Consider the following 22550-nt stretch of genomic DNA (forward strand, 5'->3'; position numbering starts at 1 on the left):
CATCAAGTAATAAATCGGAACCCACTGACATATAAGCCGTCAGCGGGACCCCGCGATCTATTACTTAACGACCTGACCCTCGCTGCAAATTTTACGCAAAGCTACCTATTACGCACAGATACCAGAAAGACAATATATTATTCATCCTATCTTTTATTTGCATTTAATTTGTCGTGCAGTGTATTTATTTATGTAGCCGCTATTGACTAGATCTTATTATCGGTTATTTATTTAAATATAGGTGTAGTTCAGCTTTGTTTTTTTGTTTTTCGGAAACTGAGGCAAGGTGTAATAGCGTATCCGCTATTTACCCAATCCTTCGGATTGCCCTATCTCGCTTTGCTCGTAGGGTTGAAAAAGATCTACCCTTCCGCCTATTCCCCTTGTCAAAGGGGAGGCGGTAAATAGTTTTACAATTCACTTCAAAACAAAAAGGAATAAATATGAAAATAGTTTTATCAGTATCAAAATGTTTATACATAAACGATTTAGATCGCTTACTTCCCTGTAATCGTTTTTTTGTTCATTTAGATTATAAGGATATTAGCAAAAAGGAGTCATTTGAGATGAATAGACACGACAAAGAAAGCTACAAAATTATCTTTGATAAGATTGTAGGTAATGACGTAATGCTTGCTATTGATGAAGACATCTACAGCGAAGTTATCGAAAACTTACTTTATTATTCAAATAAGAAATAAGGAGTTATATATATGATTATAGCAATAGCAATGATGCTTCTTTGTATTATGCTTGGCGGTTTTATGATTAGAAGCTGTATGGGAAAAACAAACTCTTCAAGTGAAGCAAAGCAATCAATATCAGATGTTAGAAAAATAATCGATAAAAAAGCACTGATTAAATATAAGAGGAGTAATAGAATATGATTGATGATGACATAGAGGAACAGATAAGTTTAAAAATGAAGTTTGAGTTATTAGCAAGGTTTTTTTATTACATAGAACAAGATAAAGATATACCTTTTTGTGAAATAAATAGTGATGAACAAAGATTATGTTATTTTGTGTCCCATAGATATATACAAGAAAATAAAGCTGATGATCTTCTAAAATCTTTGATTGATGAAAATGATGAAGACTATATAAAAGCTATAAGAGATTATATGTTTACTACAGGTGGATAATAAAATATGGATACAGACAGAAAAAGAGGTCGTATAGAATTAAATCACGAAGAACGCAGAGATATATCTATACAGTTCAGAGTAAACAAAGCAGAATTTGAATATTTAAAAGAACTTGTTGAAGCATCTGGTTTAGAAAGAGGACATTATATACGAAAAGAGATTTTAAACGCTGAACCAGTTATTAAAAGGAAAATGCCTGAAGTAAACCAGAAGACCTATATACAACTTTCAGGTATAGGCAACAACATAAACCAAGCTGTTAAAAAATTAAATGGCAATGAGTATTTTGATAAAAATGAAGTTGATAAGCTTAATTTTAACATAAAGCAAGTTAGCAGAAGGATAATAGAGGTAAATAAGGATTTAAATTATATATGAAAGGGAATGTAGCCAAAACAGGTAGATCATTTAAAAATAGAGTTGATTACATATTAAAAGATGATCACAGTTTTATTTGTAGCAATATGTCAGCAGATAAAAATAATGTTAGTGATTTAACTGATGAGTTCAAAGCTGTAAGCAGCTTTAGACAAGATATAAAAAAACCAGTCTTTCATGCGTTTTTATCTCTTCCAAAAAATGAACATTTAACCGATCAGCAATGGGAAGAGATAGCAAAAGACTATTTGAAAGAAATGAATATTGATATAGAAAAACATCAATATATTTGTGTGCGTCATAACGATACTGATAAAGAACATATCCATATAGTGGCTAACCGGATCGGCCTTGATGGTTCTGTATGGCACGGTCAGCACTCAGCATTTAATACAATAGCAGCTTGTGAACGTTTAGAAGCAAAGCACGGCTTAACCATTACACAGGGGCTTAAAGGTCAAAAATCAGATGTATCAGCACCAACCAAAGCTGAAATTGAGATGGCACTTAGAACAGGAGAAAAGCCAGCCCGTTTGGTGCTTCAAGCCTCTTTACAAGCGGCTATGACAGGAAAACCAGATCTTGAGACGTTCGTAGAACGTCTGCAGGCCGTAGGCATTGAACCGAGGTTCAATGTTGCCAGCACTGGCAACGTGGCGGGTTGTTCTTTCAGTGTGGGAGATGTGGCATTCAAGGGATCTCAGTTAGGCAAAAAATTTAGTTGGAACACTATAAAAAGTAAGGTGAAATATGACAAAAATAGAGATGATGAGCTCGTTAGAAGATTCGCAGCAAGAAAAACAGATGACGAAAATAGTATTGGACGATCACTTATTGAATCAGATTTCAATGACAGTAGAACCTCTGACGGAATCAATGATGATATTATCGGAGTCGGTCAGTACAGCATTAAACCAGACACAACAGACACTAACAAGAGTGAACAACTCACTAGAAGCAACAACAACCGCTTTAAACTCAGCGAAAAATATAATAGACCAACAAACAAAAAGATTGGAAGAGCAACACATAAAGCTGCACAAGTACTCAACAGAGTTAAAAAACAATACCATAAAGAACCAATCAAAACTTATAATAAAAGTAGCTTTAATCGTGGGAGCAATACATTTAGCGGCAGTTCTATCAGTAGGATACTTGATCATGCAGAAACAGCCACAACAGCCACGAATAACTTTAGACTCAAAAGCCGTGGCAAAATCAATAGTAGAGCAACAAAGATCGAAAAGATAAGAGAAAAGTTAAATATAAAGAAATCTATTATTCAACCTAAAAATAAAGGAAAAATAGTTAAAGAAGAAATAAAGAAAAAGCCTTTGGGGTTGAGTATGGATGAATATAGATTTAAATCGAAGTTAAAAGAAGCTCTTAAAAAAGAAAAGATGACATTACATTTCGAAGAGGTAAATGAAATAGAGAACCGCCGATTTGAGATAAAATAAAAGAGGCGTTGAACCTCTTTTATATGGTGTTTATTAGTATAATTTTTTGTTCTACTTCTTCAATTTATTTATTGTTTCCCTACCGTATTTTTTTTCCATTGTAGCTATAAATGAAGGTTCTATGTAATATGCGAAAGCTAACAAGCCCTTCAACTTATCGACGGCTTCCTGATCTAATTTTCCATAAGAAAAACGATGTATCGCTGACGATATTAATCTTTTTCTTTCTCGCCCAAGTGAGATGTTATCATTATTAGAGATTGTTATACCCGTAATATGTCGATTATGAGCTTTCGAAGAAAGAATGGTTTTATCTTGGTTCAAAGAAATAGCCCCTTTGAAAAGATCGAATAAAACCTTTTTTATTAACTCATCAAAGCCAATAAGAGTATTCTTTATGCTTGTCGAAAATGTCATATCATCAGCATATCTTGTGAATGTTATCTCTCTTTTCCGACATTCTGTTTCAATAATTTGATCAAATGAGTACATTATTACATTGGAAATGAATGGAGAACTGGGTGCTCCAACACTTAATTTTAAACTGGATTTCCTATGCTCTCGATAGAACAAACAGTTTGATATAATAGAAGCATTGTCTTTATCAAAATCAATATTGTTTCTTCTACACTCAGCAAAAAATATTTCAGGTGTCAACGAATTGAAAAAATTGGATAGATCCAGTTTCAATAAATAACTATTTTTTGAGTGAATGAGCGCATTTTCTTTGATTCCTCTTCCAGTTCTATAAGCATAAGCGCAATCATGTACAGGCAACATATTAGATAATTCTTTAACTATGATTCGTTGAATTAACTTCAGTTCCTTTGAAGGATGAGCGATTTTACGCTTTTCATCAGAGCTTCTTTTATCAATCTCATAAATTTTATATCTATAAGGAGCAGTGGTAATAAAAATATTAATGAGGTCATCACTTAAGAAAAGTGTGCTTTGTAAAAGCTTGCGTAATGATTTTAGATTATTGGTCATTTTCTTCACCATACTTGGCTAATACACTGAGGCGTCTTTGTTCTTTATCCCTTAAATTCAAAGCGAGTTCTTGTTTTAAATGTATTTTATTTTTTGTTTTGTCAAATTGTTTTTTGTCTGAGTAAGAGCCAAATTTTATATAATTGTCATTTGCGAGTTTTTTTGGTGGAAAAAAGTATGTATTGGAACTTCTTTTCTTTTTTTGTATTAGCTCTAGTGTTAATAGTAAGTAGATTAATTGAGAAAGACGTTTTTGCGGTATTTTAATTTGAAAGGATGAAAGAACTGATTCAATTTCAGAAAGTTGAACAGGGAAACTGATATTTATTATCTCAAGTATCAGCATGCATAGATGACCATCATCATTTTTTCTAAATTTTTCAACCTTAACTTTACTGTCCACTCTTGTAAATATATCTTCGCATATTTGACCCCATACAGCTTTGTCAAATTTTCCATTTTCGGCATCATACGGATAAGTGAGTACTGCTTCGTTTACATGAGTAGATATTCTTTTTAACGGGCCTAAAAAAATAAACGAGTCCTCACTCTCAACATGATCCTCTGGTGCGATAACACAAATCTTATCATAGAGATTTTCGAAAGAAGAAAATATCCCTAATTCAACCAGTGAGCCGGGGCTTTCAAGAAATAAAAGAACTTGCGAGGATATCTTAGCAATATCGTGTTCAAAATGAAGCAAATCTTCATACTGGCCAGTCTCAATATAGTCCTTGAAGGATTCAGCCATCCGAAGGCAATTATGAAAATCTTCATGTTCAGTGGCAGTATAAGCGTAAAGCTGCCCGCGCATACTTGTAGGTATGGCTTCTTTTACATCAACAAGCCCCCCGCAAACAAATATTAAATTTAAACTGTTATTAATCACAGTAAAATTTTCGACATCAAGATTTTTAAATGTATCTTTTATGATTTGTTCGTACATCTAAATTTCCAAATAAAAAAAGAGACCTGTTAGTCTCTTTTTAACTCTTTACTAAAGGATGCGGCGGATGCAAATCGGCCGATCGTGTGAGTGAGCGAGCAGGATCGGCCGATTTGCATCTGACGCAACCCTAAATGTAAACAATAAGTTCGTGTCTGGCGAAACGCCCGACAAGGCTATATAACTAAAGCCCATACGCTAAAGAGTGTTTTTTTTATAGCATGATGAATGGAAATTTTCAATTATTTTTGCCTGATTTTGCTTTTTCCTGCGATGCAACTATATCTGTGAAATCCATAGTGTTGGCTGTCGGGGATGTGCTGCTTGATGCTCTATGCATAGCTTTGTTAGCAAGTGCAATCCTTCACGCAGCAATTGCTTTAACCTTCTGAGCTTGAACGTAATCTCCCCACCACTGCATCAGCTCTGTTCTTTCGGCAAGATACTCAGCACGGTTGTAAGCGGCTATGATTTCATCTTTCTTGGTATGAGCTAAGGCGGATTCAAGCACCTCTGTTCTAAATTTACCGCTTTCTTCAGCAGCCGTTCTTGCTATAGAACGCATTCCGTGGGCTACCAGTTCACCACCGAATCCCATACGGATGATTGCAGCATTAGCTGTTTGCTCATGCATGTGGTTAAGCGGGGCCTTAATGCTTGGGAAAACCCACTCTCTATGACCACTGATTGGTCTGATTAACTCAAGTATACGCATAGCCTCTTTACTCAGCGGAATCTTGTGTGATGTAGCCCCCTGAAACACCAGACAGTAGCTGTATCTCCAGATAAGAGATAGGCTTGAATATATGTCTAACACTAACGCCAATTTTGAGATGACCGGGATCCTGTTAGGACAAGAAGTCCGTAAACGTAAAACTCCTCAGGAGAAGATCGCCATTATCCAGCAGACGATGGAGCCGGGCATGAATGTCTCCCATGTCGCCCGCCTGCATGGCATCCAGCCCAGCCTGCTGTTTAAGTGGAAGAAGCAATATCAGGAAGGCAGCCTCACCGCCGTTGCGGCCGGAGAAGAAGTTGTTCCAGCTTCTGAGCTTACTGCTGCTCTGAAGCAGGTCCGGGAGCTTCAGCGCCTGCTGGGCAAGAAGACGATGGAAGTTGAGATCCTGAAAGAAGCCGTGGAGTACGCTCAGTCGCGAAAATGGATAGCGCACGCGCCCTTGTTGCCAAAGGACGGGGAATAGCCCCTGGTCAGCCGCACCATGGGCGTAGTCGCGTGCGCAGCTGTCACTGCGAATTAACCGTTCTGCCGACTGGCAGGACAGGCGCTGTAACCGGCGTGATGACGAAGCAGACGCTGAAATACTGTCAGAGATCCTCGATATCATCAGCGATATGCCCAGTTACGGCTATCGCCGTGTGTGGGGCATCCTGCGTACGCAACGTCGTACAGAGGGACTGCCCCCCGTGAACGCCAAACGGCTTTACCGGCTTATGAGCGAGCATAATCTGCTGTTACTGCATGACAAACCAGAGCGGTCGAAGCGTGAACATAAGGGCAAAATCGCGGTGGCAGAAAGCGATATGCGCTGGTGTTCAGATGGCTTCGAGTTCGGCTGCGACAACGGTGAGAAGCTGCGGGTCACGTTCGCGCTGGACTGCTGCGACAGAGAAGCCATAGACTGGGCAGCGAGCACAGGAGGCTACGACAGTTCGACGGTGCAGGATGTGATGCTGAGGTCGGTGGAAAAGCGCTTCGGCGACGGGCTGCCGACCACACCGGTTCAATGGCTGACGGATAACGGTTCAGCATATACCGCGCATGAAACGCGGAGGTTCGCCAGAGAGCTGAATCTGGAGCCGTGTACAACAGCGGTGAGCAGCCCGCAGAGCAATGGCATGGCCGAACGGTTCGTGAAGACGATGAAGGAAGACTATATCGCGTTCATGGCAAAACCAGATGTGAGAACAGCCCTGCGAAACCTTGCAGCAGCGTTCACACATTACAATGAAAACCACCCGCACAGCGCGCTGGGATATCACTCCCCGAGGGAATATCGGCGGCAGCGGACATCGTTAACTTAAGATACAAAAGCTGTCCGGAGATGGCGGGTCAAGATCACAGCGGAATCTTGTGAGGGCGTTTCATCTTCATAAACTCAGCGGGGATGTTCCAGAATCGATTATCTTCGTCTATATCACTCCACCGAGCACGGACAGCTTCTCCCGGACGAACCCACGTAAGGAGTTGCCACTCAATTAGAAGACGAGTTTCGAGTCGTATAGAAGCGTTAGATAGAGCAATTAAGAATCGGGGTAAATCATCTGGTGGTAAAGCGGGCATGTTTTGCTTCTTAGGCTTACTGAATCGCTGACCGAGGTTATCAGCAGGGTTAAATTCAATAAGCTCTTCTGTAGCAGCCCAACGAAAAATTTCATTTAAACGTGAAATGATACGGCGTAGGGTTTCCAATACGCCTCGTTGTTCTATGGGGTCAAGGTGTTGTTTTAAGAGCTTGGGACGGATCTCTTTGATCGGAACGTTGCCTAAACCGGGGAAGATATTTCGTTCAAGGCTCCGCCAGATATCTTCTGCGTGGTCTGGAGAGATACCAGAAGTCTTGACCTTCTCATCTAACCATTTCCTAGCAACCGCCTGTAGCGTGTGCTCAGTGGCATCTTTAAGGGCATTGGCTTTATCGTTGTTGTGAATCTGCGGATCGATACCATTTGCAAGCAACGACAAGTATTCATCACGTAAAGCCCGAGCTTTGGCAAGTGTGAGATGAGGGTAGGTTCCTAAGCTCATCTTTGTTCGCTTCTTACTTACTGGCACTGCATACCTGAAATACCAATTTTTCTTACCACCCTTTGATAGGGGAGCGATTCGTAGCATCAGGCCGTCACCATCAAAAAGGTTGATCTCCTTTTCTGCTGGCTTGGTATTTTTGATTTCAGTGTCAGTGAGTTTCTTAGCGATCTTTGCCATTTTTAGGACCCTCGATTTTGGGACCCTTTGCGTTGGGTCCCAAAAAGGGTGCCATAAGGAGTAGCTTCTAGCAAATTTCAGTAGACTTCTGTAGACGTAAAAAAGCCCGCAAGGCTAGTTCCATGCGGGCTTGGTAGACTTCAGTATACTTCAAACAACTAAAAAGTGGTGGAGCTGGCGGGAGTTGAACCCGCGTCCGAAATTTCTACATCCTCGGTACTACATGCTTAGTCAGTCTTTACATTCGCACGCCAGCTGCGGACAGACACGCCACTAACGAACTAGCCTGATTAGTTTTAACACTTCAGCCCCAGGCAGGACATCCATGCGATCTCTTTTGGGTTTGACCTCTCTTTGATCCCCGTCTTAAGAGCGGAAGCTAGGGAGAGAGGGCTCTTAGCAGGTTATTAAGCTGCTAAAGCGTAGTTTTCGTCGTTTGCGACTATTTTTTTGCGGCTTTTTACGAGGCAAACCGCCCCTCGGCATGCACCTTGGGTTTCGCAAATCCCGTCGAATCCAGAATCAGCCCCAATAGTGTTACAGCAAGTATACCAGAATTATCAGCCCGGATACCAGTCCGGAACGCTAACTTATTGAATCGCTCAATAAGTATCCGGAAATTAACGGCCTGCGTGCTTCATGATGCGCGCTTTATCGACCTGCCACTCGCGATCCTTGGCATCGTTACGTTTGTCGTGCTGCTTCTTACCTTTCGCCACGCCGATTTTCACTTTGCACCAGGCGTTCTTCCAGTACAGCGACAGGGCGAGCACGGTATAACCTTCGCGATTGATTCGTCCGAAGAGGGAATCCAGCTCGCGCTTGTTCAGCAGTAGCTTACGGGTGCGGGTAGGATCGCAAACGTAGTGAGAAGAGGCGACCGTCAGCGGCTGAAAGTTTGCGCCAAACAAAAAGGCTTCGCCGTCTTTGAAGATCACGTAGCTGTCACCGATGTTGGCTTTTCCTGCACGCAGCGATTTAACTTCCCAGCCCTGCAGCGCAAGGCCAGCTTCGAATTCTTCTTCAATGAAATACTCGTGGCGGGCACGCTTGTTGAGCGCAATGGTTGCCGAGCCAGGTTTATGTGCTTTTTTCTTCGTCATAAGTGTCGTGAAGCCGTAGGTAATCTGATGTCAAAAAGTCACCTCATTGCGTCCTGTGAGGTCTAACGCGCTATATTAGCACGAGATGAGGCTCAGCGTTTTTTTAACAGGTGATAAATGTTATTATTTGTTGGTTGTTTGATCAGGAAAAATGTTATGCCTCAGATTAGTCGTACTGCGCTTGTCCCCTACAGTGTGGAACAGATGTACCAGTTAGTGAATGACGTTCAGTCATATCCGCAGTTTATCCCGGGATGTACCGGGAGCCGCGTGCTGGACTCAGGCCCGACGCAAATGACGGCAGCGGTGGATGTCTCCAAAGCCGGGATCAGCAAAACCTTTACCACCCGCAATACGCTGACCGATAACCAGAGTATTCTGATGCATCTGGTGGATGGGCCCTTCAAGAAACTGATGGGCGGATGGAAGTTTGTCCCGCTCAGTGCCGATGCCTGCCGGATCGAGTTTCATCTCGACTTTGAGTTTACCAACGCCCTGATTGAGCTGGCGTTTGGACGCGTATTTAAAGAACTGGCGGCGAATATGGTTCAGGCCTTCACGGTGCGCGCTAAAGAGGTTTACAGTGCCGGCTAACATCGTGGTGGAAGTAGCCTACGCGCTGCCGGAAAAGCAGTATCTGCAGCGCGTAACCCTGGAAGAGGGCGCCACCGTTGAAGAGGCGATCCGTGCCTCTGGCCTGCTGACGCTGCGCAGCGATATCGATCTGGCGAAAAACAAAGTCGGGATTTACAGTCGTCCGGTCAAACTGGGAGACAGCGTCAAGGACGGCGATCGGGTTGAGATCTATCGCCCGCTGATTGCCGACCCGAAAGAGCTACGTCGCCAGCGTGCGGAGAAGTCCGCAAAATAAACTGGCTACTGATAAAAGAAAAAAGGTGCTCAATGAGCACCTTTTTGCGTTTCTGAAACCTTACTCTTTGGTGAGCGCCGGTTTGTTGTCGATGTTGGTCAGCACGCCGCTGCTGTTGAAGGTCAGCGTCAGGGTCTGCTGGGACACGTCTTCATGGCCAGGCTTCTGGCGGAACACGTAGAACCAGGTGTTAGTGCCGAACGGATCGGACATCATCGGCGTGCCCAGGGCATAGGCAACCTGCTGCTGCGTCATACCGACACGGATTTTAGACACATCGTTAGGAGCGAGATAGTTCCCCTGGTTGATGTCAGGGCGGTAAACCACTTTTTCCAGAGTGGAGCAGCCTGCGGTCATCATCAGAAGAACCGCTGCGGCAGCGGTCAGCGTTTTACAGCGCATAGTGATTTGATTCCTTTTCGGGCCCGGGCAATACGCGACGGCTCATATGTAATATGCCGATGATAATAGACCTTTCACCACATTAAAACCTCTGGCGTCCGGTCTGTCGGCGTTTTTATTGTTCTGTATGACCCTGAGATACCGAAAAAGTTTAGGCAGCCAACAGTTCTTTCGCATTCGCCAGCGTGTTGCGGGTGACTTCGCTGCCACCCAGCAGACGGGCCAGCTCCTGCAGACGGGCGCGTTTGTCCAGCGGCTGCATGTGCGTTTCGGTCATCTCACCGTCGGTTTCTTTGCTGACAAAGAAGTGATGATGGCCACATCCGGCAACCTGCGGCAGGTGGGTCACACACATGACCTGGGTGGATTCGCCAAGCTGACGCAGCAGTTTACCCACTACCGCCGCGGTCGGGCCGCTGATACCGACATCCACTTCATCGAAGATCAGCGCCGGGGTTTCCATTTTCTTCGCGGTGATCACCTGAATCGCCAGGGCGATACGCGATAGCTCACCGCCGGACGCAACGCGGGAGATAGCCTGCAGCGGCTGGCCCGGGTTGGTGGTCACGCGGAATTCAATGCGGTCTGCGCCCTCTGCCGTCAGATGGTTGGCCTCAAACTTCACGTCAATGGTGAAAACGCCGTGCGGCATCGACAGCAGATGCATGCTCTCCGTGATGTGCTGGCTGAGTTCCTGAGCGTAACGCTGACGAACATTGTGCAGCTGCGTGGCGGTTTGTATCGCCTGCTGATGATGCACGCTAACGGCCAGAGAGAGGGTCTCCAGCGAGTCGGCCTGATCGTCGAGTTGATGCTGCTCATCAAGCAGGGACTGGTGGAAGGCAGGCAGTTCTTCCGGCGAAACGTGGTGCTTACGCGCCAGGGAGATCTGGCGCGAAATACGCTGTTCCAGCTCAAACAGGCGGTTTGGATCGAGATCAAGACGCTCGCAGTAGTGGCGCAGCTCGTCACTGGCTTCAGAGATTTGAATCGCCGCCTCTTCCAGCATATCCAGCATGCCGGACACTTTGCTGTCCATACCCGCCAGTTCGGTCACGAGCTGGCGCACGGTGTAGAGCTGGCTTTGCAGATTCACATCCTCGCCGTCTGCCATTAAGTTCAGCGCCTGCTGGCTGGTGGAGAGCAGCTGACCGCTGTTGGCGAGGCGTTTGTACTCTTCGTCGATCTGCTCAAACTCGCCCGGCTGCGGGCTAAATTCGTTCAGCTCTTTCAACTGATAGGCCAGCAGTTCGGCGCGAGCCGCCCGCTCCTGGCTCTGCTGTTGATGCAGCGCCAGCTCACGGCAGCTTTGATGCCACTGACGATAGTGCGCTGCCATCAGCTGCATAAGGTCAGACTCACCGGCATAGCCGTCGAGTAATGACTTCTGCTGCTCAGGCTTGATCAGCTGCTGATGAGCGTGCTGCCCGTGGATCTGAATTAACAGCTGACCCAGCTCGCGCAGCTGGGAGAGCGGTACCGCGGTGCCGTTGATAAAGCCGCGGGAGCGGCCGTCGCTGCTAAGAACCCGGCGAAGTAAGCACTCACGTCCATCTTCGAGCTGGTTCTGTTCAAGCCAGCGCAGGGCGGCAGGCGTATCTTTCAGGGAGAAACGGGCGCAGAGATCGGCGCGGCTGGCGCCAGCGCGAACCATGTTGCCATCAGCACGACCGCCAAGGCACAGCCCGAGCGCATCAATCGCAATAGATTTACCGGCCCCGGTTTCTCCGGTGATAGCCGTCATGCCGCTGTTGAAATCAATTTCGAGCTCACGAACGATGGCGAAGTTGCTGATGGTCAGTTGTGCCAGCATAAACGTTTTCCTGTATGAAAAACCATAACTGTGTTTGTGTACAGTATAAACTGGTTTTTTATCCAGTAAAGTGCTGGATGCTATTTCAGAACAATTTTTTCGACCAGCCGAGCTTGGAGCTTAATGTGTTGAAATAGCTGTAGTCTTTCGGGTGGATTAAATTGAGGTGATAATCGCAGCGGCGGATCAGCACGTCTTCCCCTTCCTGGATCGGCAGCGCGATTTGGCTGTCGCAGCTGATCTCCAGGTCGTTACGGCGGTGAGAGAAGCGCAGACGAATGGTGCTGCTGCTGTTGATCACCAGTGGGCGAGCCGAGAGGGTATGCGGGAACATTGGCACCAACGTGATGGCATCCAGCGACGGAGTCAGGATCGGGCCGCCCGCCGAGAGCGAGTAGGCCGTGGAGCCGGTAGGGGTAGAGATAATCAGGCCATCGGAGCGCTGCGAGAAGGCGAAAATTTCGTCGATATAGACCTCGAACTCAATCATATGCGCCACTTTTCCCGGGTGCAGTACCACTTCGTTAATGGCGGTGCTGATCCGTTTCTGGCAATCCTGCTGGCACACCTGGGCTTCCAGCAAAAAGCGTTTTTCACTGATGTAGTGGCCTTCCAGCACGTCTGCGAGCTGCTGCTGGGCGTTATCCGGGTCAAGGTCGGTCAAAAAGCCCAGGTTGCCACGGTTGATGCCGATGACTTTAATGTCGTAACGGGCGAGGGTTCGCGCGGCACCAAGCATATTCCCGTCGCCCCCGACCACCACTGCCAGGTCAGCCTGCTGACCGATTTCCGCCAGCGTGCCGGTTTTTACGTTTGTTAGCTGCAGTTCCTGGGCAATCTGCTGTTCAACAATCACATCGTAGTTTTTCGCACACAGCCAGCGATAGAGCATTTCATGTGTCGTCAACGCTGTAGGGTGACGTGGATGACCGACAATCCCAATACACTTGAAATGGTTGCTCATTTTCTGAAGGTCCTTGTGCGATTGAATGATGACAATGTGGCTTGTTCCCTTGAATCCCGGAAACTGATCCCCATAATAAGCGAAGTTAGGGAGTTGAATGCAGAAAAACGCGGAGAAATTCATGAGTAGTAAAGAACAGAAAACGCCTGAGGGGCAAGCCCCGGAAGAAATTATCACGGAGCAGCACGAAGAGGTTGAGGCTACAGAGCCTGAGGCTGGTGCTGAGCAGGTGGATCCGCGCGATGAAAAAATTGCGAATCTGGAAGCTCAGGTCACTGAAGCCCAGAATCGCGAGCGCGATGGCATCCTGCGTATCAAAGCGGAAATGGAAAACCTGCGTCGCCGTACCGAGCTGGACGTTGAAAAGGCGCATAAATTTGCGCTGGAGAAATTCGTCAACGAACTGCTGCCGGTGATCGACAGCCTGGATCGCGCGCTGGAAGTAGCGGATAAAGCGAACCCGGACATGGCTCCAATGGTTGAAGGGATCGAACTGACGCTGAAATCCATGCTCGACGTGGTGAAGAAGTTTGGCGTCGAAGTGGTTGCTGATACCAACGTGCCGATGGATCCGAACGTGCACCAGGCGATTGCGATGGTAGAGTCTGAGGACGTTGCTGCCGGTAACGTGCTGATGGTAATGCAAAAAGGCTATACCCTGAACGGTCGTACTATTCGCGCGGCGATGGTCTCCGTAGCGAAAGCAAAGGCGTAATTCGCCTCCCGTAGTGCCGGGCGGCGGCTTCGCCTGACCCGGCCTACAACAGCTTACTCCGCGACGCTCTCCCTGAGCGGTTTCACCGGCAATACTTTTACCTGCTTAATCATATTGTCCTGCACGTCCAGAATATCAATATCGTACTGGCCAATACGCACCCGCGTACCTGCTGCCGGGATCTCCTCCAGCGCTTCCAGAATCATGCCGTTAATGGTACGAGCCTCGTCTTCCGGCATCTGCCAGTTAAAGGCTTTGTTGAGTTCACGGACGTTCGCGCTGCCGTCAATCAGCACCGAGCCGTCATTTTGCGGCGTGACCTCTTCTGCGAGGGAAGGGGACATGGAGGTGGTGAAGTCGCCTACAATCTCTTCCAGAATATCCTCAACCGTTACCAGCCCCTGGATATCGCCATACTCATCGACCACCAGCCCCACTTTCTTTTTATTGCGCTGAAACTTGATCAGCTGGGTGCTGAGCGGGGTGCCTTCCGGGATGTAGTAAATCTCATCCGCTGCGCGCAGCATCACCTCTTTGGTGAACTCTTTCTTCTCGGTCATCAGCCGATAGGCTTCGCGCACGCGCAGCATGCTGATGGTGTCATCCAGGGAATCACGGTACAGAACGATGCGGCCATGCGGGGAGTGGGTCAGCTGGCGAACAATGGCTTTCCAGTCATCATTGATGTCAATACCGACGATCTCATTGCGCGGCACCATGATGTCGTCGACGCTGACCTTTTCCAGGTCCAGCACCGACAGCAGCATATCCTGATTGCGGCGGGAGATTTGCGAGCGCGACTCATGCACGATGGTGCGCAGTTCATCTTTGCTCAGCGCGCTGCTGATCACCACATCCGCTTTAATGCCCATCATACGCATCAGCACTCGCGTCACGCCGTTTAACAGCCAGACCAGCGGCATCATCAGAATGAGTAACGGCGCCAGCAGGAAGCTGCTGGGATAGGCGACCTTCTCGGGGTAAAGCGCGGCAACGGTCTTCGGCAACACTTCGGCAAAGACCAGTACTACAAAGGTCAGCACCCCGGTGGCGATAGCGACCCCGGCGTTGCCGTACAGGCGCATGCCGACAATGGTTCCCAGCGCGGAAGCGAGAATGTTGACCAGGTTATTGCCGATAAGCACCAGGCTTATCAGGCGATCCGGTTTACGCAGCAGTTTTTCCACGCGACGTGCGGCCCGGTTACCCTGTTTGGCGCGATGACGTAACCTGTAGCGGTTCAGCGTCATCATGCCGGTTTCCGAGCCGGAGAAATAGGCAGAGATAACCACCATGACGATCAGGGTGACGATCAGCGTGGTGGTAGAGATGTGTTCCAGGGGGAACTCCTTGGTTACTTAGCCGGCGAGTTGCTGGATGACGCGGCTACCAAAATAAGCCATTGTCAGGAGGCCTGCTCCCGCAACGTTGAACCAGACCACGCGGCGACCGCGCCAGCCTTCATGATAATGGCCCCATAACAGGACAATATAGACAAACCACGCGATGATGGAGAGTACGGCCTTATCGATATTCTCCATGCTGAAGAGATTGTGCATGTAAAACAGGCCGGTACTCAGCGTCAGCGTCAGCAGCACAACCCCGACCTGGGTGATGTGAAACATCTTGCGTTCGATGGTCATCAGCGGCGGCATCTCGTTACTGAAGACCAGCTTTTTGTTTTTGAGCTGGTAGTCAATCCAGGCCAGCTGGAGCGCGTACAGTGCGGCAATGATCAGCGTCGCATACGAGAACAGCGACAGGCCAATATGCACCATCATACCCGGCGTGGTTTCCAGATGGGTGATGAACTCATTCGGTACGAAAGTGGCAAAGGCGAGGTTGATCAGCGCAAAAGCGTAGACAATCGGCAACAGCAGCCAGCCGCGGTTTTTCGAGGCCACGATAGTCATTACCGTACAGATCATCAGGCTGACCAGCGACCCGACGTTGAGCAGGCTCAGGTTTTGTCCGCTGCCGTCGCCCGGCAGAATGCGCGCTTCGAGCGCAAAGGCGTGACTTATCAACGCGATGACAGCCGACAAAATAGCCATTCGCCGCCAGCCGCTGTTTTTTTGTAGCAGGCCAGGGATAATCAGCGCGAGGCTGACAGAGTACGCCACAAGAGCGATCAGTGCGAAAACAGGCATATAGGTGTCGACAGTTGTCCTGATGAGAAAGAGAGGCAGTATAACGTTACGTGAGGCGTGCTCCAACCGTTGCATAACAACAAAGGCGCCTTCATGTTATACTGCGGCAAAATTCTGTGTACGTGTCGCGCCAGCGACCTAACGTTTCTACCCCAGGCGAGAGACAATGTTTGATAATTTAACCGATCGTTTGTCGCGCACGCTGCGCAACATCAGCGGCCGTGGACGCCTTACTGAAGACAATATTAAAGAGACGCTGCGTGAAGTGCGCATGGCGCTGCTTGAAGCAGACGTTGCGTTGCCGGTCGTGCGTGACTTCATCAACCGCGTTAAAGAAAAAGCGGTTGGTCATGAAGTCAACAAGAGCCTGACCCCGGGTCAGGAGTTCGTCAAAATCGTTCGGAACGAACTGGTTTCGGCGATGGGCGAAGAGAACCAGAGCCTGAACCTGGCGGCGCAACCGCCAGCGGTAGTGCTGATGGCCGGTCTGCAGGGTGCGGGTAAAACCACCAGCGTCGCTAAGCTGGGTAAATTCCTGCGCGAAAAGCACAAGAAGAAAGTGCTGGTCGTCTCTGCCGACGTCTATCGCCCGGCGGCGATCAGACAGCTGGAGACCCTGGCTGAACAGGTTAGCGTCGACTTCTTCCCGTCTGACGTGTCGCAGAAGCCGATCGATATCGTTAACGCGGCGCTGAAAGAAGCGAAGCTGAAGTTCTTCGACGTGCTGCTGGTGGATACCGCCGGTCGTCTGCACGTTGACGAAGCGATGATGGACGAAATCAAACAGGTTCATGCCGCGATCAATCCGGTAGAAACCCTGTTCGTCGTCGATGCCATGACCGGTCAGGATGCGGCAAACACCGCGAAAGCGTTTAATGAAGCGCTGCCGTTAACCGGTGTGGTACTGACCAAAGTGGACGGTGACGCCCGCGGCGGTGCGGCACTCTCTATTCGTCATATCACCGGCAAGCCAATCAAGTTCCTCGGCGTCGGCGAGAAGACCGAAGCGCTGGAGCCGTTCCACCCGGATCGTATCGCCTCCCGTATTCTCGGCATGGGCGACGTGCTGTCGCTGATCGAAGATATCGAGAGCAAGGTTGACCGCGCGCAGGCCGAGAAGCTCGCCACCAAACTGAAAAAAGGCGACGGTTTCGATCTGACCGACTTCCTGGAGCAGCTGCGCCAGATGAAGAACATGGGCGGTATGGCGAGCCTGATGGGCAAGCTGCCGGGCATGGGTCAAATCCCGGACAACGTCAAATCGCAAATGGATGACAAAGTGCTGGTGCGTATGGAAGCGATCATCAACTCGATGACGCTGAAAGAGCGTGCCAAGCCGGAAATCATTAAAGGCTCCCGTAAGCGCCGTATCGCGGCGGGCTGCGGGATGCAGGTTCAGGACGTTAACCGCCTTCTGAAGCAGTTCGACGACATGCAGCGCATGATGAAGAAAATGAAGAAAGGCGGCATGGCGAAGATGATGCGCGGCATGAAAGGCATGATGCCACCAGGATTCCCTGGCAGATAAATCGTGTTTAATGCTCAGCATCAAGATGCTGATTGCATTTTCCCCAGAAATCAGTAAAATTTTCGGGCTTTTAATATGACACCGGGCTCCTTCCCTCGATGGGGCCCGGTGTTTTATTCACACAAGAGGATGTTATGGTAACTATTCGTTTAGCACGTCACGGCGCGAAAAAGCGTCCGTTCTACCAGGTTGTTGTTACTGACAGCCGTAATGCACGTAACGGTCGCTTCATCGAGCGCGTTGGTTTCTTTAACCCACTGGCCGCTGGCGCAGAAGAAGAAACCCGTCTGGATCTGGATCGTATCGCTCACTGGGTTGGCCAGGGCGCTACCGTTTCCGATCGCGTTGCTACGCTGATCAAAGCAGCAAACAAAGCAGCTTAATCTGTCACGGTGGTCATGATGAGCAAAAAAGCACCTGTTGAACCGATTGTATTGGGCAAAATGGGTTCTTGCTACGGTATCCGTGGTTGGCTCAGAGTGTTTTCCTCCACCGAAGACGCCGAAAGCATTTTTGACTATCAGCCCTGGTTTATCCAGAAGGCGGGTCAGTGGCAAGAGGTCGAGCTGGAAAGCTGGCGTCACCACAATCAGGACATCGTTATCAAGCTGAAAGGCATTGACGATCGCGATGCCGCGAATGCACTGACTAATTGTGAAATTGTCGTGGATTCGTCGCAGTTGCCTGAACTGGAAGAGGGCTACTACTGGAAAGACCTTATTGGTTGCCAGGTAGTGACTACTGAAGGTTACGGTCTGGGGAAAGTCATCGATATGATGGAAACCGGATCCAATGACGTTCTCGTCATTAAGGCAAACCTGAAAGATGCGTTTGGCATCAAGGAGCGGCTGGTTCCGTTCCTCGATGGGCAGGTTATCAAGAAAGTCGATCTCGCTACTCGTACTATCGAAGTAGATTGGGATCCTGGTTTTTAAATTCTCCTGAAAACGGTAAAAGACGGCGCTATGTGGATTGGCATTATTAGCCTGTTTCCTGAAATGTTCCGCGCGATTACTGATTACGGGGTAACTGGCCGGGCAGTAAAAAATGGCCTGCTGAGCATCGAGAGCTGGAGTCCACGTGACTTCACTCATGACCGGCACCGTACCGTGGACGAACGTCCTTACGGCGGCGGACCGGGGATGCTTATGATGGTACAACCCTTACGGGATGCCATCGCAGCAGCAAAAGCCGCGGCAGGTGAAGGCGCAAAGGTGATTTATCTGTCACCTCAGGGACGCAAGCTTGATCAAGCGGGCGTCAGCGAACTGGCAACGAATCAGAAATTGATTCTGGTGTGCGGTCGCTACGAAGGGATAGATGAGCGCGTAATTCAAACCGAGATTGACGAAGAATGGTCTATCGGCGATTACGTTCTCAGCGGTGGTGAGTTACCGGCAATGACGCTGATTGACTCCGTTTCCCGGTTCATTCCGGGGGTACTGGGCCATGAAGCATCAGCAACAGAAGACTCTTTTGCTGATGGATTGCTGGACTGCCCACACTATACCCGTCCTGAAGTGTTAGAAGGGATGGAGGTTCCGCCAGTATTACTGTCGGGAAACCATGCCGAGATTCGTCGCTGGCGCCTGAAGCAGTCGCTGGGCCGTACCTGGCTTAGAAGACCTGAACTTCTGGAAAACCTGGCTCTGACTGAAGAGCAAGCAAAGTTGCTGGCCGAGTTCAAAAAAGAACACGCGCACCAGCAGCAGAAACATGATGGGATGGCCTGAGGCCCCCGAATATCAGTTTACCCAGGATAAGAGATTAAATTATGAGCAACATTATTAAGCAACTTGAACAAGAGCAGATGAAGCAGGACGTACCTTCCTTCCGTCCGGGTGATACCGTGGAAGTGAAAGTATGGGTTGTTGAAGGTTCCAAAAAACGTCTGCAGGCATTCGAGGGCGTGGTTATCGCTATTCGTAACCGCGGTCTGCACTCTGCATTCACTGTTCGTAAAATTTCCAACGGCGAAGGCGTTGAGCGTGTCTTCCAGACTCACTCTCCGGTAGTTGACAGCATTGCTGTTAAACGTCGTGGTGCTGTACGTAAAGCTAAACTGTACTACCTGCGTGAGCGTACTGGTAAGTCTGCTCGTATTAAAGAGCGTCTGAACTAAGATTCGCAATAACGCGGCATCCAAAGCGTGTTAAAAAACAAGGGGTTAGCATAATGCTAACCCCTTTTTTATTGCCTGTGTCCAAAATTTTCCCAAGATAAATATTAAGTTCAGAAACAATAACTATTCGGAATATAGCTACAAATTGGATATAGGAGGCTTTTTAGGTAGAGATAATGTGTCGCGTTTGCCAGAAAATAAAGTTAGAGTTGAAAGTATGGTAGTTCTTTTAAATGTTTAATGGACGCGGTAGAAGTTATGGAATTGTTAGGGCTACAATAACAATTAATTAAGGTAAGATGCTATGACTATAGACAGTGCGTATAACTATGTTCGAAACAAAGATAAGTTACTTGCAAATCTAATTAATATCATCGAAGGCTTAACTTGTGATGGCAGGTTGAGTGAAAGCGAAGTTCTCTTCTTAGATACCTGGCTTCTGGAATCGCAGTCATTATCTGAAAATTATTATGTGCAGTGCATACGCTCAAAGATTTTCGACATACTAACTGATGGATGCGCAGACGAGCAAGAATTGACAGAGTTCAAAGCTAACTTGCTCGATATCCAGCGTGGGTTAATGGACACACCAAAACTTGATTTGTTCTCTGAAGACTCAGATAAACATTTGCTGGAAGGGCTATGTAAGGGCATGGCTGCTGATTATCATCTTAGCGATGATGAAATTTATTATCTGAAATGGTTCCTTTCTGTTAACTCAGCATTGAAGAAAAATTATCCTGGCAAGCATTTATATGGGCTTGTTCAAAGCATTTTGAGTGATGGCGTTATTACCAATGATGAACGCGCTCAGCTATTAAATGAAGTAATTGCATTTACAGGCTCAAACATTAGTGAAGGCATTGTGGATGGCTTGTCCACCACACTTCCCAATGACTTAATTAATAAGTGCGACTTTAACGGAAAAAACGTGTGTTTAACTGGAAAGTTTCTTTGCGGTTCTCGTAGGCAATGCTCCTCTGATATAGAAAAGTTAGGGGGTAAGATTGTTGATAGTGTAACGCAAAAATTAGATGTTCTCATTGTTGGCGCTCTAAGCTCTAAAGACTGGAAGTTTCAAAGTTTTGGCCGCAAAATAGAGATGGCTGTTGATTTAAGGGATAACAAGAATATTCCCCTGATAATCATCAGTGGTAATGACTCCAACTTATTGATAGTGTTTTATGTTCAGATAATGCCCGATGACTTTGTCATGCAGCTCCACCGATTTTGAGAACGACAGCGACTTCCGTCCCAGCCGTGCCAGGTGCTGCCTCAGATTCAGGTTATGCCGCTCAATTCGCTGCGTATATCGCTTGCTGATTACGTGCAGCTTTCCCTTCAGGCGGGATTCATACAGCGGCCAGCCATCCGTCATCCATATCACCACGTCAAAGGGTGACAGCAGGCTCATAAGACGCCCCAGCGTCGCCATAGTGCGTTCACCGAATACGTGCGCAACAACCGTCTTCCGGAGCCTGTCATACGCGTAAAACAGCCAGCGCTGGCGCGATTTAGCCCCGACATAGCCCCACTGTTCGTCCATTTCCGCGCAGACGATGACGTCACTGCCCGGCTGTATGCGCGAGGTTACCGACTGCGGCCTGAGTTTTTAAGTGACGTAAAATCGTGTTGAGGCCAACGCCCATAATGCGGGCGGTTGCCCGGCATCCAACGCCATTCATGGCCATATCAATGATTTTTCTGGTGCGTACCGGGTTGAGAAGCGGTGTAAGTGAACTGCAGTTGCCATGTTTTACGGCAGTGAGAGCAGAGATAGCGCTGATGTCCGGCAGTGCTTTTGCCGTTACGCACCACCCCGTCAGTAGCTGAACAGGAGGGACAGCTGATAGAAACAGAAGCCACTGGAGCACCTCAAAAACACCATCATACACTAAATCAGTAAGTTGGCAGCATCACCATCATCAGTGAAGAACAATGGCAGTCATTAATTCATGCTTAATCACATGCCTGTAAAGAAATTGGCTACAGGTGAAGGGTTGAGTGATTTCCGTGTTGATGGCGCGGAAAGTAGACGTGTCCGTAAAAAACTCGCTACCAAGAGCGAGGCTTTGGCTTATGAGCAACATTTTAAAGACGCAGCGCAGAGCAAACCCTGGCTTGGGGAGAAAGAAGACCGCAGGCGCTTAAGCGAACTCATTGAGCTTTGGCTTGACCTGCACGGTCAGTCTCTCGAGGCCAGTAAGTCACGCCTGGCGAAACTTCATATCATATGCCGAGAGCTCGGGGACCCGATAGCCTCGCAACTAACGGCTAAGGACTTCGCCCATTATCGTGATCAACTCTAAAAGGGGAAATCGATAATGGTTACCATGCTGACCCTAAAAAGTGGATTGCTAAGCCAATAACTGTCAATCGGGAACAGAACTATCTAAAGGCCGTTTTCAACGAGCTGAAACGTCTCGGGGAGTGGTTACTGCCTAACCCGCTGGAAAGCATACGTACGTTTAAAGAAGTAGAGAAAGAAATGTCCTGGCTGACTGAGCCGCAGATACAGGAGTTGCTCCGCGCTTGCGATGCTTACGGCAAAATTTTTCTGACCCGTATTGTTAAGGTATGTCTGGCTACCGGTGCGCGATGGAGCGAAGCGGAACGGCTAACCCGTTCGCAGCTTTCGCCTTACAAACTTACATTTACAAAAACTAAAGGTGGGAAAAACCGGACAGTACCGATTCCGCGCTGGTTATACGATGAACTCGCTCCGTTACAGGGGAGATTGTTTCAGCCTTGCTACCAAGAGTTCAAGAAGATGCTTGCATTGACCAACATAGAACTAGCGGAGGGTCAAAAAACCCATGTGTTACGTCATACCTTTGCCAGTCATTTTATGATGAATGGCGGTAACATCCTCGTACTTCAACGAATTCTTGGCCATGCTAATATTCGAGAAACGATGCGTTATGCTCACTTTGCACCTGAACACTTAGAAGACGCTGCGGAATTAAACCCTATCGCTAAATTATACACTTCGCTAACTTAAAATTATCATATAG

The 22550-nt window shown here is 47.7% G+C and carries 22 protein-coding genes, 1 other RNA gene and 5 pseudogenes; 16 read left to right on the forward strand and 12 right to left on the reverse strand.

The window, feature by feature from the left end; all coding sequences use genetic code 11:
• The first annotated feature begins 443 nt into the window (after positions 1-443).
• Genes LRS40_RS12555 through LRS40_RS12575 form a run of 5 tightly spaced genes read left to right on the forward strand, consistent with a single transcriptional unit; the run spans position 444 to position 2985 of the window.
• Positions 444-701 carry a hypothetical protein gene (locus LRS40_RS12555; protein WP_095661417.1) on the forward strand — a complete coding sequence of 86 codons (258 nt, stop codon included), beginning with the start codon at positions 444-446 and terminating at the stop codon, positions 699-701.
• Positions 702-713: 12 nt separating this feature from the next.
• Complete coding sequence (locus tag LRS40_RS12560; RefSeq protein ID WP_179289105.1) at positions 714-887, forward strand: hypothetical protein; 174 nt, start codon at positions 714-716, stop codon at positions 885-887.
• Positions 884-1144 carry a hypothetical protein gene (locus LRS40_RS12565; RefSeq protein ID WP_095661418.1) on the forward strand — a complete coding sequence of 87 codons (261 nt, stop codon included), beginning with the start codon at positions 884-886 and terminating at the stop codon, positions 1142-1144. The genes LRS40_RS12560 and LRS40_RS12565 overlap by 4 nt, the downstream gene beginning before the upstream one ends.
• A gap of 6 nt (positions 1145-1150) precedes the next feature.
• Positions 1151-1525, forward strand: a complete 375-nt coding sequence (mobC, locus tag LRS40_RS12570; RefSeq protein WP_231313831.1) for a plasmid mobilization relaxosome protein MobC — start codon at positions 1151-1153, stop codon at positions 1523-1525.
• Positions 1522-2985 carry a relaxase/mobilization nuclease domain-containing protein gene (locus tag LRS40_RS12575; protein ID WP_231313832.1) on the forward strand — a complete coding sequence of 488 codons (1464 nt, stop codon included), beginning with the start codon at positions 1522-1524 and terminating at the stop codon, positions 2983-2985. The genes mobC and LRS40_RS12575 overlap by 4 nt, the downstream gene beginning before the upstream one ends.
• A gap of 51 nt (positions 2986-3036) precedes the next feature.
• Here LRS40_RS12575 and LRS40_RS12580 read toward each other — a convergent pair whose 3' ends face one another.
• The 3 genes and pseudogenes from LRS40_RS12580 to LRS40_RS12590 form a co-directional block, all read right to left on the reverse strand.
• On the reverse strand, positions 3037-3975 hold the full coding sequence (locus LRS40_RS12580; protein WP_136398099.1) for a retron St85 family RNA-directed DNA polymerase: 939 nt from the start codon (positions 3973-3975) through the stop codon (positions 3037-3039).
• Complete coding sequence (locus LRS40_RS12585; RefSeq protein WP_231313833.1) at positions 3965-4921, reverse strand: retron St85 family effector protein; 957 nt, start codon at positions 4919-4921, stop codon at positions 3965-3967. Before LRS40_RS12585 ends, LRS40_RS12580 begins: the two co-directional genes overlap by 11 nt.
• A gap of 364 nt (positions 4922-5285) precedes the next feature.
• Positions 5286-5663, reverse strand: a pseudogene (locus LRS40_RS12590) (integrase); the annotation flags it as partial.
• Between the two features lie 91 nt (positions 5664-5754).
• Between LRS40_RS12590 and LRS40_RS12595 the strand changes: the two are divergent.
• A pseudogene (locus tag LRS40_RS12595) lies at positions 5755-6964 on the forward strand (IS3 family transposase).
• Between the two features lie 37 nt (positions 6965-7001).
• On the opposite strand, the pseudogene LRS40_RS12600 reads toward LRS40_RS12595, so the two are convergent.
• The 3 genes and pseudogenes from LRS40_RS12600 to smpB all read right to left on the reverse strand — a co-directional run.
• Positions 7002-7868, reverse strand: a pseudogene (locus tag LRS40_RS12600) (integrase arm-type DNA-binding domain-containing protein); the annotation flags it as partial.
• A 166-nt stretch (positions 7869-8034) separates the two neighbouring features.
• Positions 8035-8398, reverse strand: a transfer-messenger RNA (tmRNA) gene (ssrA, locus tag LRS40_RS12605).
• Between the two features lie 90 nt (positions 8399-8488).
• Entirely contained in the window at positions 8489-8971 is a 483-nt protein-coding gene (smpB, locus tag LRS40_RS12610) for an SsrA-binding protein SmpB (RefSeq protein ID WP_039030084.1), read from the reverse strand.
• Positions 8972-9127: 156 nt separating this feature from the next.
• Here smpB and LRS40_RS12615 point away from each other — a divergent pair, with 156 nt between their 5' ends.
• Positions 9128-9565: a type II toxin-antitoxin system RatA family toxin gene (locus LRS40_RS12615; RefSeq protein ID WP_197090537.1), complete on the forward strand. Its 438-nt coding sequence runs from the start codon at positions 9128-9130 to the stop codon at positions 9563-9565.
• Positions 9555-9842, forward strand: coding sequence for an RnfH family protein (locus LRS40_RS12620; RefSeq protein ID WP_156264383.1), 288 nt, complete (start codon positions 9555-9557; stop codon positions 9840-9842). Before LRS40_RS12615 ends, LRS40_RS12620 begins: the two co-directional genes overlap by 11 nt.
• A gap of 60 nt (positions 9843-9902) precedes the next feature.
• Here LRS40_RS12620 and bamE read toward each other — a convergent pair whose 3' ends face one another.
• The 3 genes from bamE to nadK form a co-directional block, all read right to left on the reverse strand.
• The gene (gene bamE / locus LRS40_RS12625) at positions 9903-10244 is read right to left on the reverse strand and encodes an outer membrane protein assembly factor BamE (RefSeq protein ID WP_039030087.1); all 342 of its coding nucleotides are present in this window, start codon (positions 10242-10244) and stop codon (positions 9903-9905) included.
• Positions 10245-10395: 151 nt separating this feature from the next.
• Entirely contained in the window at positions 10396-12057 is a 1662-nt protein-coding gene (recN, locus tag LRS40_RS12630) for a DNA repair protein RecN (RefSeq protein ID WP_231313834.1), read from the reverse strand.
• 85 nt (positions 12058-12142) lie between these two features.
• Entirely contained in the window at positions 12143-13021 is an 879-nt protein-coding gene (gene nadK / locus LRS40_RS12635; RefSeq protein WP_077227861.1) for an NAD(+) kinase, read from the reverse strand.
• A 121-nt stretch (positions 13022-13142) separates the two neighbouring features.
• Between nadK and grpE the strand changes: the two genes are divergently transcribed.
• Positions 13143-13736 (forward strand): nucleotide exchange factor GrpE, encoded by a 594-nt coding sequence (grpE, locus tag LRS40_RS12640; RefSeq protein WP_142486770.1) that lies wholly within the window; start codon positions 13143-13145, stop codon positions 13734-13736.
• 53 nt (positions 13737-13789) lie between these two features.
• Here the strand turns inward: grpE and LRS40_RS12645 are convergent, their stop codons facing one another.
• Positions 13790-15076 carry an HlyC/CorC family transporter gene (locus LRS40_RS12645; RefSeq protein WP_142486769.1) on the reverse strand — a complete coding sequence of 429 codons (1287 nt, stop codon included), beginning with the start codon at positions 15074-15076 and terminating at the stop codon, positions 13790-13792.
• Between the two features lie 18 nt (positions 15077-15094).
• Complete coding sequence (locus LRS40_RS12650; protein WP_142486768.1) at positions 15095-15886, reverse strand: inner membrane protein YpjD; 792 nt, start codon at positions 15884-15886, stop codon at positions 15095-15097.
• 166 nt (positions 15887-16052) lie between these two features.
• On the opposite strand from LRS40_RS12650, the gene ffh reads away from it, so the two are divergent.
• The 6 genes from ffh (at position 16053) to LRS40_RS12680 (ending at position 20770) form a co-directional block, all read left to right on the forward strand.
• The gene (ffh, locus tag LRS40_RS12655) at positions 16053-17414 is read left to right on the forward strand and encodes a signal recognition particle protein (RefSeq protein WP_106994995.1); all 1362 of its coding nucleotides are present in this window, start codon (positions 16053-16055) and stop codon (positions 17412-17414) included.
• 134 nt (positions 17415-17548) lie between these two features.
• Positions 17549-17797, forward strand: coding sequence for a 30S ribosomal protein S16 (gene rpsP, locus LRS40_RS12660; protein ID WP_003863133.1), 249 nt, complete (start codon positions 17549-17551; stop codon positions 17795-17797).
• 15 nt (positions 17798-17812) lie between these two features.
• Positions 17813-18349 (forward strand): ribosome maturation factor RimM, encoded by a 537-nt coding sequence (gene rimM / locus LRS40_RS12665; RefSeq protein WP_370462877.1) that lies wholly within the window; start codon positions 17813-17815, stop codon positions 18347-18349.
• Positions 18350-18379: 30 nt separating this feature from the next.
• On the forward strand, positions 18380-19147 hold the full coding sequence (gene trmD, locus LRS40_RS12670; protein WP_106994998.1) for a tRNA (guanosine(37)-N1)-methyltransferase TrmD: 768 nt from the start codon (positions 18380-18382) through the stop codon (positions 19145-19147).
• Between the two features lie 41 nt (positions 19148-19188).
• The gene (gene rplS / locus LRS40_RS12675; RefSeq protein WP_002914145.1) at positions 19189-19536 is read left to right on the forward strand and encodes a 50S ribosomal protein L19; all 348 of its coding nucleotides are present in this window, start codon (positions 19189-19191) and stop codon (positions 19534-19536) included.
• A 304-nt stretch (positions 19537-19840) separates the two neighbouring features.
• Positions 19841-20770: a BRCT domain-containing protein gene (locus tag LRS40_RS12680; protein WP_231313835.1), complete on the forward strand. Its 930-nt coding sequence runs from the start codon at positions 19841-19843 to the stop codon at positions 20768-20770.
• Here the strand turns inward: LRS40_RS12680 and LRS40_RS12685 are convergent.
• Positions 20705-21402 (reverse strand): annotated as a pseudogene (locus tag LRS40_RS12685) (IS1-like element IS1A family transposase). The gene LRS40_RS12680 and the pseudogene LRS40_RS12685 sit on opposite strands and share 66 nt — an antisense overlap.
• A gap of 101 nt (positions 21403-21503) precedes the next feature.
• Between LRS40_RS12685 and LRS40_RS12690 the strand changes: the two are divergent.
• Positions 21504-22537: pseudogene (locus tag LRS40_RS12690) on the forward strand (tyrosine-type recombinase/integrase).
• The last annotated feature ends 13 nt before the right edge of the window (positions 22538-22550 follow it).

The organism is Leclercia sp. G3L (assembly GCF_021117075.1).
Classification (GTDB): Bacteria; Pseudomonadota; Gammaproteobacteria; order Enterobacterales; family Enterobacteriaceae; genus Enterobacter; species Enterobacter adecarboxylatus_C.